Genomic DNA, 14,556 nt, shown 5'->3' on the forward strand with positions numbered 1-14,556 from the left:
TTGGTCGAAGAAGCACTGCGGTAGGCGCAGGTTTTTCGAGGAGGAACAATGAGTAACTTTTTTGAAACGCACAAAGACACGCTCTTTCAAGCAGTAAAGACAAGTAAATCAAGAGACTACTGGTCTGCTTATCCTGAGATTGCATCCGGTAAGATCTATGGTGAAACAGCAAAAGACGATCAGCTTGCAGAATTTGAGGGGATTCTCGGCAAGCCATTCGCACTGGGCCAGCCAACCAACGGCAACTGGACAGGCGCAGAATCGTCTCCCTATGGCAAAGAGCTGGGTGTCACCTATGAAGATGCTGATCCCGCAGAGCTGGTCAAAGCAGCCTCAGAAGCAGGCAAGAGCTGGGCGAAGGCCACCGTTGAAGAGCGCGTTGGCGTTGCGTTGGAAATGCTGGCTCGCATCAACAAAAAGTCATTCCTCATCGCTAACGCGGTGATGCACACTTCCGGTCAGGCCTTCATGATGGCGTTTCAGGCAGGTGGCCCACACGCGCAGGATAGGGGACTGGAAGCCGTCGCTTATGCTTATGACGCAATGACCCAGACACCGACCGAGGTGACCTGGACAAAGCCGCAGGGCAAACATGACCCGATCGTGCTCGACAAGAAGTTCCGCGTTGTGCCACGCGGTGTCGCGCTGGTTATCGGCTGTGCAACCTTCCCAACCTGGAACACCTATCCAGGCATGTTCGCAAGCTTCGTTACCGGCAATCCGGTCATCATCAAGCCGCATCCAATGGCGATCCTGCCAATGGCCATCTCCATTCAGATTGGCCGCGAAGTGCTGAAAGAAGCAGGCTTTGATCCAAACGTGCTGATGCTGGCTGCTGATACCGCGGATGCGCCAAAAACCAAGGAACTGGTGACCAATGATGCTGTAAAAATCATCGACTTCACCGGCTCCAATGCCTTTGGGGCATGGGTGCGTGAAAATGCAGGCGATGCATTGGTTTACACCGAGGAAGCAGGCGTCAACGCGATTACGATTGAATCGACCGACAACCTGCGCGGCATGGCCAGCAACATCGCGTTCTCACTGTCGCTCTATTCCGGTCAAATGTGCACCACACCGCAGAACATCTTCGTTCCCCGTGATGGCATTGAAACCAACGACGGCAAGAAGAGCTTTGAGGAAGTGGCGCAAGCCATCAAGATCTCACTGGACAAGCTCCTTGGCGATCCGGCTCGTGCCGCTGCCATCCTCGGCGCCGTGCAGAACCCATCCACATTGGAACGTATTTTTGCAGCAGGAAAACTGGGTAAAGTGATCCGCTCTTCTGAACCAGTGGAAGGCATGAACGGAGCACGTTCTGCAACGCCTACCGTTGTAGCTGTCGATTCCAAAGAGGAAGAAGCCTACATGCAGGAGCGCTTCGGCCCGATCTCCTTCCTCATCGCCTGTGATGACATTGACGATGCCATCGCCCGCGCAGCAGGCTCAGCCAAGAGCCACGGTGCCATCACCGCAGCGCTGTACTCAACCAACGAAGATGTGATCGACAAAGCCACCGATGCCTACGCATGGGCAGGCGCACCGCTTTCTGTGAACCTGACTGGAAACATCTACGTGAACCAGTCAGCAGCGTACTCTGACTTCCACGTCACCGGTGCCAACCCGGCCGGCAACGCCAGCCTCACAGACGGCGCCTACGTCGCCAACCGCTTCCGCATCGCCACCGTCCGCCGTCAGGCAGCCATGGCGTAAAGCGAAGGCTTTAGACCAATAAAAAAGGGCCGTTGCAATGCATCGGCCCTTTTCATATTCAGTTTTTAAAGCAGCTTAAGCGTTTGCCAGATCGCGTGCTTTGGCAACTTCTTCAGTTGCAGCTTCAGCAAGTTCGAGAGCCTTCAGGCCATCAAAGCCGTTTGGAGAGATCTCGGAACCACTGGTCAAGGCATCAACGAAGGCAGCAAGCTCAATGCGATAAGCTGCTTCATAACGCTCCATGAAGAAGTCCATGAGTGGCTCAGCAGTGTAGCCGTCACCATTTGCAACAGTTACTGTGGTGGTGCGCATGTTTTCTGCAGACACCATACCCTTGGAACCGTGCACTTCCACGCGCTGGTCGTAGCCATAAGTGGCGCGGCGGGAGTTGGTGATGGTGCAGATCTTGCCGCTTGCTGTCTTCAGCGTTGCAGTTGCCGTGTCCACGTCACCAGCAGCACCGATCTCTTCAGATACGATTGCGCTGCCCATGGCGTTTACTTCAACAACTTCTTCGCCAAGCAGGAAGCGAGCCATGTCAAAGTCATGGATCATCATGTCTTTGAACAGACCACCAGAGCGCTTCACGTAGTCGACTGGTGGCGGGGAAGGGTCACGAGAGGTGATCTGAACCATCTCAACGTCACCAATCACTCCAGCTTCAATCTGGCGCTTCACTTCAGCGAAGTTCGGGTCAAAACGACGGTTGAAGCCAACCATCAGCTTTGCACCGGTCTCCTCAACAACCTTGAGGCATTCGCGCACACGGTCGCCGTCCAGATGGATTGGCTTTTCGCAGAAGATTGCCTTACCAGCACGCGCAGCCTGCTCAATCTGCTCAGCGTGCAGATCCGTTGGGGTCGCGATGATCACAGCATCAATAGCCGGATCATTCATGATGGCGTCAAGGCCGTCAACGCGTGCACCTGTCTGAGCTGCAATCTCTTTTGCAGCATCTTCAAACGGGTCGAACACAGCAGCCAGCTTGGCATTTTCAAGCTGGCTCACAGCTTTTGCGTGGGTCTTGCCAATACGGCCAGCTCCCAACAGGCCAATTGAAACAGTCATAGCTTATCTTTCACAACAGCGTTTATATCGCGCATCTCCAACGAATGCCTGGTGGTTTCCGCAGAACCTACGCGCTTATTAAACGCGTGCTCCCAAAGAAATATCAGTGGGAACACGCGGATATCAGGTGCCTTAGGCGTCCGCAGGTTTTGCGTCGCGCTGTGCAATCCAGTCGTGGTCAGGGTGGTTCTGGAAGCGCCATTTGCGCATCGGGCCAGCCATCACATTCAGGTAGTACATCTCGTAGCCATACGGAGAGCCGCAAGGGTGGTGCCCTTTTGGAACAAGCACAACATCCCCGCTGGACATAGCAATCGCCTCATCCAGCTCACCATCTTCAGTGAACACACGTTGGAAGCCGAAACCCTGGTCCGGGTTGAGACGGTGGTAGTACGTCTCTTCCAGATAGGTCATTTCCGGGAAGTTATCTTCATCATGACGATGCGGAGGGTAAGACGACCAGTTGCCCTGAGGGGTGTAAACCTCAGTCACCAGCAGGCTCTCTGCAAAGTCCTGGTCTTCCATGGCAATCGGGTGGATGTAGCGGGTGTTGGCACCAACGCCGCGCTCAACGCTTGGAATGTCATCCGGACCAATCACGCGGGCAGGGTAGCTGCCGTCTTTTGCAGGGGCAGTACACACAGCCAGTGTCAGCTTGGTAACAGCAGTTGCGCTCCACTCAGCTCCGGCAGGAACGTACACACACCATGGCTTGATGCGCTCAAACACGTTCTTGCGCTCACCAAGCACACCAAAGTCCTGACCATCAGAAGTGATGGAAGCTTTGCCTTCCACGATAACCAGAATGGCCTCGCGGCCCTTCATCAGCTCCTTGGCGTTTGCGCCCGGTTCCAGATGATAAAGGCCAAAACCAACGTAGCCCCAACCGGCAGATTCAGGCGTGATGTCATGCACCTTGCCTTCTGTACCATTGGGTTTTACGAGAAGCTTGCTCATGCGACTACCTTCTTATCAAGACCAGCGCTGATAGCCATCTCACGCAGTGCTTTCAGGCCCATGCTCTGGTATGTGAACGGATTGCGCTGATCAGGGTCCTGCTCTGCTTCAATCACCAGCCAACCTTCATAGCCATGCTCGGCTGCAACCTTCAGCACAGGTTCAAAATCAACGCCGCCTTCTTTATCGCCAGGAACGGTGAACACACCGCGGCGGACGCCTTCCAGGAAGCTCAGGCGCTCGCCTTCAACCTGTGCGCGGACAGTCGGGCGAACGTTCTTCGCATGCAAATGGCGTACACGCGCCATATGCTTCTTGGCAACTTCAACCGGATCTGCTCCACCAAACCATGCATGGCCAGTGTCCAGCAGCAGGTAGGTGTTCGGTCCGGTCACGTCCATAAAGCGATCAATCTCTTCACCGCTCTGTACCACAGTACCCATGTGGTGATGGTAAACGAGCGAGATACCCTGCTGTGCGCAGTAAGCAGCAACTGCTTCAACATCAGCGCCAAACTTCGCCCACTGGTCATCAGCCAGCACAGGCTTGTCTGCCAGCGGGGTGTCATCAGCACCGTGGATCGCGTTGGAGGTTTCACAGGTGATGCAAACCTTGCAGCCCATGGCTTTGAGCAGATCGAGGTGCGGCTGGATCGCCTTCTTTTCCTCTTCAACGCTGTGAGCCAACAGGTTCAGGGAATGCCAGCCAGAAACAAAGGCAAGACCATGCGGGTCGAGCGCAGCTTTCAAAGCAGCTGGCTCGGTTGGCATCTTGTGGCCCTTTTCAATGCCGTCAAAGCCGATTTCGCCAGCCTCGCTCAGGCACTGTTCCAGAGAAATGTGCGCACCAAGAGTACGGTCGTCGTCATTGCTCCACGCAATTGGGTTGGTTCCGTAACGGATCATTGGCCTTAGTCCCCCAAACGCTGATTGGTCAGCGCATGCTCATAGCCCTTGCGAGCTTCATTAACTTCTTTTCTTTTTGATACTTCTGGCACAGCTACATCCCACCAGTGGCCACCTTCCGGCATGGTTGGCAGCGGATCAGTGTCGATCACAATGCAGTAGGACTTGGTGCTGGCTTTTGCGCGCTCCAGAGCTTCACTCAGCTCTTCAATGCTTTTCACGTGCTCAGAGGTTGCCCCCATTGCACCCGCATGTGCAGCAAAATCAATGTTGGATGGCTCAACGTGGTAGGCGTCATCCAACAGGTTGTTGAAGTTGTCACCACCGGTTGCCATCTGCAAACGGTTGATGCAGCCGTAACCGCGGTTGTCCAGCAGAACCAGAATGATCTTGTGACCCAGCATGACGGAGGTCGCCAGCTCGGAGTTCATCATCATGTAGCTGCCATCGCCAACCATGACGACCACTTCGTTCTCTGGCTTGGCCATCTTCACGCCAAGACCACCTGCAATCTCATAGCCCATGCAGGAGAAGCCGTATTCCAGATGGTAACCACCCGGCTTGTCGGTCTTCCAAAGCTTGTGCAGCTCGCCCGGCAGACCGCCAGCAGCACACACAACAGTGGTGTCTGCATTGGACGCACGCTGAACAGCGCCAATCACCTGCGCATCAGTTGGCAACTCATTGCCGCCCTCGGGGGCTGCCGTTGCATTCTCAACGGCAGAGAGCCAGGTCGCAAGGTGAGACGCAGTCTCGGTCTCGGCCTTCCAGCTACCCAGGTTTTGGCTGAGAGCCTGCAGGCCAACACGTGCATCACACACCAGCGGAAGTGCATTGTGCTTGCCAGTGTCATAAGAAGCTGCGTTCAGCTGCAAAATACGACGATCCGGGTTCTTAAACAGTGCCCAGGACCCTGTCGTGAAGTCCTGCAAGCGTGTTCCGACTGCAATGATCAGATCAGCATCTTCAGCAACAGCGTTCGCAGCAGAAGAGCCGGTCACACCAACACTGCCCAGATTCAGCTCATGATCCCATGGCAGAGCGGACTTGCCAGCCTGCGTTTCAGCAACGGGTACATTGTGCGTCTCGGCAAAGCTCTTCAGATCATCCGTTGCCAGAGAGTAGTGAACACCACCACCAGCAATGATCATCGGCTTTTTCGCAGCACGGATCGCAGCAACCGCAGTTTCCAGCTCAGCTGCATCAGGTGCAGGGCGGCGGAAGTGCAAGGTGCGCTCTTCAAAGAAGCTCACAGGCCAGTCATAAGCTTCAGCCTGCACGTCCTGACACATGGCCAGTGTAACAGGGCCGCACTCGACCGGATCAGTCATAACCGCCATAGCGCGTGGCAAAGCTGTCAAAAGCTGCTCAGGGCGCTGGATACGGTCATAATAACGGCTTACAGGGCGGAAACAGTCATTCGCGCTGACAGTGCCATCCTGAAAGTCTTCAATCTGTTGAAGCACTGGATCCGGTGCACGGTTTGCAAACACATCACCTGGCAACAGCAGAACCGGCAGGCGGTTCACGTGAGCCAGCGCAGCAGCTGTCACCATGTTGGTCGCGCCCGGACCAATGGAGGTCGTCACAGCCATCGCACGGCGACGGTTGGATGCCTTGGCATAGGAGATAGCCGCATGGGCCATACCTTGCTCGTTGTGACCGCGATAGGTCGGCAGCGTGTCCTGCGTGTGATAAAGCGCTTCACCAAGACCCGCCACGTTGCCGTGACCGAAAATAGCCCAGACCCCAGCGATAAAGCTGTCTCCCTCAGGCGTTTTCTGGGCTGCTAGATAGCGAACCAGAGCCTGCGCGGCTGTTAATCTGATCGTGCTCATGCAACTTCTTTCTTATCCATTCGGGCCTGCTCCCAGACAGATCCGAGGCCTTCAAATTTTGCAGCCATGTTAGCGATGGCTTCTTCGTCAGATAGGTTTCCGCCAAGCCACTTCTCAGCAGCCTCAGCAAAAATAGTGCGGCCCACAGCAAAACCTTTCACAAGGTCATACTTGCCTGCAACCTTAAAGCTCGCAGCGAGCTCCTCAGCTGGTGCATCAAGGCCAAGAACAACAATACCGCGGCACCAGGGATCATTTGTCTTGATCGCGTCACACGCTTTCTGCCAGCCTGCATCGGTCTTCAAAGGCTCCAGCTTCCACCAGTCAGGGTAGACACCCAGATCATAGAAGCGCTGAATGATGGTCGCGGTGGTATCATCATCAACCGGTCCAACCTTGGACGGGATGACTTCCAGCAAAAATTCCAGATTGTTTTGCCGGCATGCATGCGCAAGGCGTAAAATGGTCTCTTCCTGACGGGCCTTCATCTCAGCGCTGTCATCTGGATGATAGAAGCACAGCACCTTGACCACATGCTCAACCGGCCATTCCGCCAGCTGCGAACCAAGGTCCGGACCAATCTCCAGCTCCAGTGGGCGAGAGCCCGGCAATTCAACCGGACGGCCAATCCAAAGACCGGAACCCGTTGCTTTGAACAGAGCTTCCTCACCAAGACGGCCATCACACAAAATACCGTAGTCGTCACCACCAGCACGAACCTGCTGAGCAGCTTTGAGGCAAAGCTCTTTGAACTCAGGGATCTTGTCTTCGGATGCGCCAACTTTGGCTGCCATGTCTTCCAGCTGAGAGCGGTGATCGAAGGCAAACACCTTCATGTTGGACCATTTACCCTTGCGGTTGGTAGACCAGTGGATCTGCTCAAGCTTTTTGTCTTTGCGCAGAGCATGCTCGGAGGAACCGTTATCAAGGAACCACTGCAGCTCTTCCCAGCTTGGGTAAGCAGGCGCACAGCCGTGACGGGAGACAGCAAACGCGCCACATGCATTGGCATAGGTGAGGGTGGTTTCCCAAGTCTCATCCTTCAGCCAGCCGCGCAGCAGGCCAGACATAAAGCCATCGCCTGCGCCAAGCACGTTGAACACCTCAATCGGGAAACCCGGACCGGACTTGCCATCATCAAGGCTCGTGCCAATCTCGTCTTCAAACACCACAGCGCCCATTGGGCCACGCTTGCAAACCAGAGCAGCCTTGCTGACCTTGCGCACAGCATTCAATGCTTCAAGAGTGTCGGTAGAACCGCCGGCGATGTGGAACTCTTCTTCCGTGCCCACGATCAGATCAAACAGGTGCAAGTGCTTTTGCAGCTCAGTGGTCACCTTTTCAGAGGCGATGAAACGCTCTTCGCCATCACCATGACCTGCAAGACCCCAAAGGTTCGGGCGATAGTCAATGTCCAGAGCAGTGCGGGAGCCGTTCTCTTTTGCAAGACGCAGCGCTTTTAGAACAGCAGCTTCCGTGCGTGGGTGCGAGAGATGGGTACCGGTAACAGTCACACAACCAGCTGAGGCGATGAATTCAGGATCAATATCATCTTCGCACAGCGCCATGTCGGCACAGTTTTCGCGATAGAAAATCAGCGGAAACTGCTCTTTGTCGCGAATGCCAAGAATAACAAGGGCGGTCAGGCGATCCTTGTCAGTAACAAGACCATCAACGCAAACGCCTTCTTTAACCAGTTGCTCGCGGATGAAACGGCCCATGTGCTCATCCCCTACGCGGGAGATAAGGGCAGATTTCAGCCCAAGACGGGCTGTTCCGACTGACATATTGGTTGGTGAGCCGCCGACATACTTATTGAATGAAGACATGTCTTCCAGTCGGCTGCCAACCTGCGTTCCATACAGGTCGACCGATGACCGGCCGATTGTGATGACATCAAGTGATTTCAACGGATTCTCCCAATCAGGTACTAGCATTTCCTGAAAGATTACATATTCCAAAAATAATCACAAGTGGAATATCTGTTCAAAATAGAATGAGCTTTGTTCCAAAATTTTAAACAAGCTCTCTTCCAAATTCAGTCCTTTGCCGGCTTCCTATTGATTCCTTAGAGATACTCTAGGAGAGGGACGTCCACTTTCGTGCATCACCAACCGCAACAGCGATAGAAGTGGCAAGACACATGGTTGTGGAGAGTGATCTGAACGCGCCATGCTCGGCCTCATTAACCTCCAGAACGGTTGAAGAAACGCGGGCAATTGGAGACAGAACGCTGTCGGTCAAGGAGATAACAGAGACACCCCGGCCAAAGGCCTTGCTCGCAAACTCAACCACCTCAGGAGAGTAGGGGCTGAAGGTCGCAACAAACAATGCATCGTTCTCATTGATGAACTGAACGCGTTCCTCCAAAATACCACCCGTGTATTCCAGCAGGTTTGTTCTCACGCCCATCTTGCCCAATGTATAGTGTAGGTAGCTGACGACCGGATATGCACGCCGCAGGCCTAATAAGTGTATGTTTTCTGCAGCTGACAGTGCCTCAATGGAGCGCTCAAGAGCGACCGTGTCGACCTGGCGCAGAAGGTCATCAAGCGACTGTTTGGACCGTTCTACAAAGTTGCCAAGAATGCTGCCTGGAGTGTTTGTTCCACTCTCGCGGATCTTCGTCAGGCGCTCCGTATATTCAGAGTTACGGCCAACCAACTGCCCCTGAAAAATCTGCTGCATCTGCGAGAAACCGTCAAATCCCAGCGTTTGGGCAAAGCGAACAAGAGTAGAAGGCTGCACGCCTGCAGCGCTGGCAATCTCGGCTGTGGTGCCAAGAGCGATTCTGTCCGGATTCGCCAAAGCATATCTTGCGCACTGCAAAAGGCGCTTGGGCATGCTGTCCGAAAGAGTACTTATTCGAGCTTTCAGGCTCTCGTAATCCGAGGGAATGTCTGGGCTAATTGCGTCTAAATTCTGTGTCATGAAAAAAATCTATTCCAAAACTTGAAAAACCGCAATGTACGTTCTATAAATTTGGAATGAATTTTCCGAATTGCTCAAATTTGGATGAATTCTACGATTGTAGGGCCGGTAACACGTGCTCTGTCCATCACTTTCTTAAAGTGCTGTTTCAGCACGGATTTGCCGCAATCAGGCTTGCGTTGATATAATGGGGGTGATGGGTGCTTTTGCCCGTGGGACGGCTGAGCACTACAATTCGTGCGGAAACGCATTCGAACTCCAGTGTTTGTGGACGAGATAAACACCGGACTTCTAGGGGAAACCCTGACTTAAAATTGGCATCCGCCAATCTTGGGAGGTTTATATGAAAAAGACTTTACGCGCGTTCGTAGCTGCTGCTGCGATCATGACTGCACCTGCTGTAATGGCTGCTGACATCATTGTTGTGAGCCACGGCCAGGCAAACGACCCATTCTGGTCTGTTGTTAAGAACGGTGTAGACAAAGCAGCAAAAGACAGCGGCGCTAACGTTTCTTACCGTGCTCCAGAAACTTTTGACATGGTGGCCATGAGCCAGCTGATTGATGCAGCAATCGTTCAGGAGCCGGACGGAATTGTTGTGTCCATTCCAGATGGTGACGCGCTCGGCCCATCCATTACCAAAGCAGTGGAAGCTGGCATTCCAGTTATCTCCATGAACTCCGGTAGTGATGTGTCTGCAAGCTTCGGTGCTTTGTTGCACGTGGGCCAGGACGAGTATGACGCCGGTAAAGCAGCAGGCCAAAAGCTTGCTGACATGGGCGGCAAGGTCGGCATCTGCGTCAACCAGGAAGTGGGCAACGTGTCCCTCGATCTGCGCTGTGACGGTTTTGCAGCTGGCTTTGGCGGCAAAGTAACTGTTGTTCCAACAAACAACGATCCAGCTGAAGTTGAAGCGAAGATCAAGGCAACTCTGCAATCCAACGAAGACATCGACACCATCATGGGTCTTGGTGCATCTCTCGTGGGTGAGCCAGCAGTGGCAGCTGTTGAAGCAGTTGGACGCACTGGCGAAGTAAACGTTGCAACCTTCGACATGTCCGCAGGCTTCCTGCAGTCAGTTGTTGACGGTAAAGCAGCATTTGCAATCGACCAGCAGCAGTTCCTTCAAGGCTACCTGCCTGTTATCTTCCTCGCTCTCAATGCAGAGTACGGACTTATCCCTGGTGGCAACGTTCCATCCGGTCCAAACCTGATCACCGCTGATAAAGCCGGTCAGGTTGTAGAGCTGTCCGCTCAAGGCATCCGTTAAGGAGCTTTGCTGTGGGAGGGGTGTACGCATCCCTCTCATTTCATGCAAAACTGAGGGAAATAAAATGTCCGATCTTGCTGTTGAGAGCGCGGACGAAAGAGTAAAAAACGTCTCGCTCATCTCCCGGCTCATGAAGCGTCCTGAACTCGGCGCCATTGCTGGCCTTGCTCTCGTAACAATCTTCTTTCTTTTTACTGCTGACCCTAAGATGTTCACCCTCGCGGGGATCCTGAACTTCATGACGCCTGCTGCCCAACTCGGCATTCTGGCTATTGGGGCGGCACTTCTCATGATCGGCGGTGAGTTTGATCTCTCCGTTGGCTCTATGGTTGCGTTCACAGGCCTGATTTTCGGCGCGGCAATGGTCACCTTCGACCTGCCACTCTATGCAGCGATTATTGTTACCTTCATCGTGGCAGCTGCAATGGGTGCCATCAACGGACAGATCGTCATCCGTACGGGCTTACCGTCTTTCATTGTAACGCTTGCGTTCTTGTTTATCCTGCGCGGCCTGTCTCTGGTAGGCCTTAAAGCGGCAACCGGCGGCTCCACTCAGCTGCGCGGCATCCGCGCAGAGTTTGAAGGCAGCTGGCTTGCTGACTTCTTTAGCGGAGAAGCATTCACACCGTTCTTCTACTGGCTGGCTGAAGCGGGTTGGATCGACACCTTCAAGTCTGGCAAGCCGAAAGTAGATGGCATCCCGGTTGATATTCTCTGGTTTGGCCTGCTGGCTCTTCTGGCAACCTGGGTTCTGCTTCGCTCCCCGTTTGGCAGCTGGATCTTTGCAGCTGGTGGCGACAGCAACGCAGCAAGCAACTCCGGTGTGCCGGTGCGCAAGGTCAAAATGTACCTGTTCATGTTCACCGCATGCTGTGCAGCTCTCGTTGCAATCCTGACTGTTATGGATGCTGGCTCAACGGACGCCCGCCGTGGCTTCCAAAAGGAGTTTGAGGCAATCATTGCAGCGGTGATCGGTGGCTGTTTGCTGACAGGCGGTTACGGTTCCGCAATCGGTGCCTTCTTCGGCTCCATCATCTTCGGAATGGTGCTGATCGGCCTCAGCTACACCAATATCGATCAGGACTGGTATCTGGTCTTCCTCGGTTCCATGCTGCTGATCGCGGTGTTGTTTAACAACATGATCCGCAAGCGCGTCACAGGGGAGCGCTGATCATGACGACACCTATTGTTGAGATGAAGAACATCGAGAAGCATTTTGGCTCCGTCATTGCTTTGGCAGGTGTTTCCTTCTCCGTCATGCCCGGCGAAGTGCATTGTCTGCTTGGTGACAATGGTGCAGGTAAATCCACCTTCATCAAAACCATGTCTGGCGTGCACAAGCCAAGTAAGGGCGAGATCGTCGTGGATGGTCAAAAGCACGTCTTTGAAAGCCCACGTGATGCCATGAATGCAGGCATTGCAACGGTGCATCAGGACCTTGCGATGATCCCGCTCATGTCCATCACCCGAAACTTCTGGCTTGGCCGTGAACCAGTCAAGAAGTTCGGCCCGATCTCCTATTTCGACCATAAGTACGCAAACGAAGTCACTATGGAAGAAATGTCCAAGATGGGCATTAATCTGCGCGAACCGGATCAGGCTGTGGGCACACTGTCTGGTGGGGAACGTCAGACAGTCGCAATCTCGCGCGCCGTGTATTTCGGCGCGAAAGTCCTCATCCTCGATGAGCCGACCTCTGCTCTGGGTGTACGCCAGACGTCAAACGTGCTCTCGACCATGGATAAGGTCCGCAAAAAAGGTGTTGGCGTCGTGTTCATTTCGCACAACGTACGCCACGCCATGGCAGTGGGAGATCGCTTCACGGTGCTGAACAGGGGGCAAACCCTTGGTACTGCGAAGAAAGGCGAAATTACCGCTGAAGAACTTCAAGATCTCATGGCTGGCGGGCAAGGGCTTGCCAGTCTGGAGGCATCATTGGGCGGCACTGTGTGATGTGCATTCCCGAAAATCCTCTGTCGGTTTTCGGGTCAGGCATACGCAACTTACAGGATGTTCAGTGAGACACTGAGGAGCGGCATTACCCGATCGTGCCGCTCCTTTATTTTATCAATGCCCCGTTCATAACGCGTTCTATTCCAATGAACTCTATTCTAGGGGTACTTCCAGGATTACTGAGATGGAAAAAATCGGCGTAGGTCTGATTGGAACCGGATACATGGGCAAATGTCATGCTCTGGCATGGAATGCTGTATCCGGTGTGTTTGGTGGTGAGCTGAAGCCAGAATTGGTGACGCTTGCTGAGGTGAATGAAGAACTGGCTGCAGCACGCGCAAAAGACTTTGGCTTTGCCAAGTCTACGGGCAACTGGCGTGATATGCTGGCCGATCCGGATATTCACATTATCTCGATTACCACGCCGAATGAATTCCACCCGGAAATGGCGATCGCAGCTCTGGAAGCGGGCAAGCACGTCTACTGCGAAAAGCCAATGGCTCCGTCCTATGCGGATGCGCAGAAAATGCTGGAAGCCTCCCGCAAATCCGGCAAGAAGACCTTCCTTGGTTATAACTACATCCAGAACCCCATGATACGCCGCATCCGCGACTTGCTGAATACGGGTGAAATCGGCGATGTGCTTCAGATCCGTCTTGAGATGGACGAGGACTTCATGGCCAACCCGGATGATGAATGGGGCATCAAAAGCGGACTAGCCTCCGGCTTTGGCGCACTGGATGACTTCGGCGTGCACACCATGTCCTTGCTCATGGCGCTGGATCTGCGCATTGCCAAAGTCATGTGTCACATGACCAAGCCATACGCGACCCGCAAGGACGCTGCTGGCAACGACAAAGCCGTTGAAACCTTTGATGCAGCCACCGTGCTGTTTGAGCTGGAAAATGGCGGCAACGGCACGTTGCAGCTCAATCGCTCTGCATGGGGACGTAAAGGCCGCATCGCCGTACAGATCTTCGGCTCCAAAGGCTCCATCGTTTATGATCAGGAGCGTATGAATGAGATGCACGTCTACAAAGCTGAAGGCGAAGTCGCAGGGCAGGGCTACACCACAGTTCTGGCAGGGCCAGCTCATGCGCCATACGACCGCTTCATCCCGGCCCCGGGCCACGGTCTCGGCTTCAACGATCTGAAGATCATTGAGGTCAACGAGATCCTGAAAAGCCTGCAGGGTGAAGACAGTCACCTGATCGACTTCGAACGCGGCATCTTCATTGAAGACCTCGTCCAGACCATGGCCAAATCTCACGAACAGGCCAGTTGGGTCAGCGTCTAAGTCTATTGAGAGTAGAAGAAAACTAAGGGCGCATGAACAGCGCCCTTTTTTTGTGAGCCAGCCTCTTCCTTGCAATACGTTCTGAGAAAAAAAGATTTAACCCCCTAAAAGCCTTTGGGAAAACTCATTGAGGTGCTGGACAGAGGAAATCAGGCGCCCTATAAGACCCTCACCTCAGCGGGGCACACTGCCCAACGCGAAATGCCCGGATAGCTCAGTTGGTAGAGCAGCGGATTGAAAATCCGCGTGTCGGTGGTTCGAATCCGCCTCCGGGCACCATTTATCTCCTTGAAATTAATAGATAATAAACCGAGCATTCGCTCAGCTTTCTCAAGGTTTGACACTTTTGCTCCAACCGCTTGCTGAACTCTTCCCCGCGCAGAGTGATTTCCTTCTCAAATCGAACAGCAATATCCGACATGCTTTTGCGCAAATCAGCACCTTTGGCATAAAGCCGTGCCATGGCTTCTGTCTCATGTCCAAGCGCAGCGGCAAGATCTCTGTCATTCAGCCCAATCTCCCGCAAAATGGTCGCCACCGTATGCCGCAGACCATAAAGAGTAAGGCCCGGCTCAATCAGGTTCTTATCTTCTAATTGGATGCGCAGCTTTCTCCACGATGCTC

General features: G+C 53.8%; 12 protein-coding genes and 1 tRNA gene. 6 read left to right on the forward strand and 7 right to left on the reverse strand.

Annotated elements, in window-relative coordinates; translation table 11 throughout:
* The first annotated feature begins 48 nt into the window (after window positions 1-48).
* Window positions 49-1,713, forward strand: a complete 1,665-nt coding sequence (gene paaN / locus PsAD46_RS09185) for a phenylacetic acid degradation protein PaaN (protein ID WP_063306638.1) — start codon at window positions 49-51, stop codon at window positions 1,711-1,713.
* Between the two features lie 75 nt (window positions 1,714-1,788).
* Here paaN and iolG read toward each other — a convergent pair whose 3' ends face one another.
* From iolG to PsAD46_RS09215, 6 genes are all read right to left on the reverse strand, one after another.
* Complete coding sequence (gene iolG, locus PsAD46_RS09190; protein WP_063306639.1) at window positions 1,789-2,781, reverse strand: inositol 2-dehydrogenase; 993 nt, start codon at window positions 2,779-2,781, stop codon at window positions 1,789-1,791.
* Window positions 2,782-2,913: 132 nt separating this feature from the next.
* Complete coding sequence (gene iolB / locus PsAD46_RS09195) at window positions 2,914-3,738, reverse strand: 5-deoxy-glucuronate isomerase (protein ID WP_057465008.1); 825 nt, start codon at window positions 3,736-3,738, stop codon at window positions 2,914-2,916.
* Window positions 3,735-4,643, reverse strand: coding sequence for a myo-inosose-2 dehydratase (iolE, locus tag PsAD46_RS09200; protein ID WP_057465009.1), 909 nt, complete (start codon window positions 4,641-4,643; stop codon window positions 3,735-3,737). The genes iolB and iolE overlap by 4 nt, the downstream gene beginning before the upstream one ends.
* A gap of 5 nt (window positions 4,644-4,648) precedes the next feature.
* Window positions 4,649-6,481, reverse strand: coding sequence for a 3D-(3,5/4)-trihydroxycyclohexane-1,2-dione acylhydrolase (decyclizing) (iolD, locus tag PsAD46_RS09205; protein WP_063306640.1), 1,833 nt, complete (start codon window positions 6,479-6,481; stop codon window positions 4,649-4,651).
* Window positions 6,478-8,418 (reverse strand): 5-dehydro-2-deoxygluconokinase, encoded by a 1,941-nt coding sequence (iolC, locus tag PsAD46_RS09210; protein ID WP_193776925.1) that lies wholly within the window; start codon window positions 8,416-8,418, stop codon window positions 6,478-6,480. Before iolC ends, iolD begins: the two co-directional genes overlap by 4 nt.
* 142 nt (window positions 8,419-8,560) lie before the next feature.
* The gene (locus PsAD46_RS09215) at window positions 8,561-9,412 is read right to left on the reverse strand and encodes a MurR/RpiR family transcriptional regulator (RefSeq protein WP_063287371.1); all 852 of its coding nucleotides are present in this window, start codon (window positions 9,410-9,412) and stop codon (window positions 8,561-8,563) included.
* A gap of 343 nt (window positions 9,413-9,755) precedes the next feature.
* Between PsAD46_RS09215 and PsAD46_RS09220 the strand changes: the two genes are divergently transcribed.
* The 5 genes from PsAD46_RS09220 (at window position 9,756) to PsAD46_RS09240 (ending at window position 14,211) form a co-directional block, all read left to right on the forward strand.
* The gene (locus PsAD46_RS09220; RefSeq protein ID WP_063306641.1) at window positions 9,756-10,682 is read left to right on the forward strand and encodes a sugar ABC transporter substrate-binding protein; all 927 of its coding nucleotides are present in this window, start codon (window positions 9,756-9,758) and stop codon (window positions 10,680-10,682) included.
* A gap of 64 nt (window positions 10,683-10,746) precedes the next feature.
* Entirely contained in the window at window positions 10,747-11,853 is a 1,107-nt protein-coding gene (locus tag PsAD46_RS09225; RefSeq protein WP_063287373.1) for an ABC transporter permease, read from the forward strand.
* A 2-nt stretch (window positions 11,854-11,855) separates the two neighbouring features.
* Window positions 11,856-12,635, forward strand: a complete 780-nt coding sequence (locus PsAD46_RS09230) for an ATP-binding cassette domain-containing protein (RefSeq protein WP_063306642.1) — start codon at window positions 11,856-11,858, stop codon at window positions 12,633-12,635.
* A 184-nt stretch (window positions 12,636-12,819) separates the two neighbouring features.
* Window positions 12,820-13,932, forward strand: a complete 1,113-nt coding sequence (locus tag PsAD46_RS09235; RefSeq protein ID WP_063306643.1) for a Gfo/Idh/MocA family oxidoreductase — start codon at window positions 12,820-12,822, stop codon at window positions 13,930-13,932.
* Between the two features lie 203 nt (window positions 13,933-14,135).
* A tRNA-Phe gene (locus PsAD46_RS09240) sits at window positions 14,136-14,211 on the forward strand.
* Window position 14,212: 1 nt separating this feature from the next.
* Here the strand turns inward: PsAD46_RS09240 and PsAD46_RS09245 are convergent.
* On the reverse strand, window positions 14,213-14,556 hold a 344-nt coding region (locus PsAD46_RS09245; protein WP_153040717.1), incomplete at its 5' end, for a tyrosine-type recombinase/integrase.

Source organism: Pseudovibrio sp. Ad46, assembly GCF_001623065.1.
Classification (GTDB): Bacteria; Pseudomonadota; Alphaproteobacteria; order Rhizobiales; family Stappiaceae; genus Pseudovibrio.

Bases quoted from the DNA above. Each gene is read 5' to 3' on its own strand.
- paaN (WP_063306638.1), top strand. From the start codon at position 49: ATGAGTAACTTTTTTGAAACGCACAAAGACACGCTCTTTCAAGCAGTA.
- iolG (WP_063306639.1), bottom strand. From the start codon at position 2,781: ATGACTGTTTCAATTGGCCTGTTGGGAGCTGGCCGTATTGGCAAGACC.
- iolB (WP_057465008.1), bottom strand. From the start codon at position 3,738: ATGAGCAAGCTTCTCGTAAAACCCAATGGTACAGAAGGCAAGGTGCAT.
- iolE (WP_057465009.1), bottom strand. From the start codon at position 4,643: ATGATCCGTTACGGAACCAACCCAATTGCGTGGAGCAATGACGACGAC.
- iolD (WP_063306640.1), bottom strand. From the start codon at position 6,481: ATGAGCACGATCAGATTAACAGCCGCGCAGGCTCTGGTTCGCTATCTA.
- iolC (WP_193776925.1), bottom strand. From the start codon at position 8,418: ATGCTAGTACCTGATTGGGAGAATCCGTTGAAATCACTTGATGTCATC.
- PsAD46_RS09215 (WP_063287371.1), bottom strand. From the start codon at position 9,412: ATGACACAGAATTTAGACGCAATTAGCCCAGACATTCCCTCGGATTAC.
- PsAD46_RS09220 (WP_063306641.1), top strand. From the start codon at position 9,756: ATGAAAAAGACTTTACGCGCGTTCGTAGCTGCTGCTGCGATCATGACT.
- PsAD46_RS09225 (WP_063287373.1), top strand. From the start codon at position 10,747: ATGTCCGATCTTGCTGTTGAGAGCGCGGACGAAAGAGTAAAAAACGTC.
- PsAD46_RS09230 (WP_063306642.1), top strand. From the start codon at position 11,856: ATGACGACACCTATTGTTGAGATGAAGAACATCGAGAAGCATTTTGGC.
- PsAD46_RS09235 (WP_063306643.1), top strand. From the start codon at position 12,820: ATGGAAAAAATCGGCGTAGGTCTGATTGGAACCGGATACATGGGCAAA.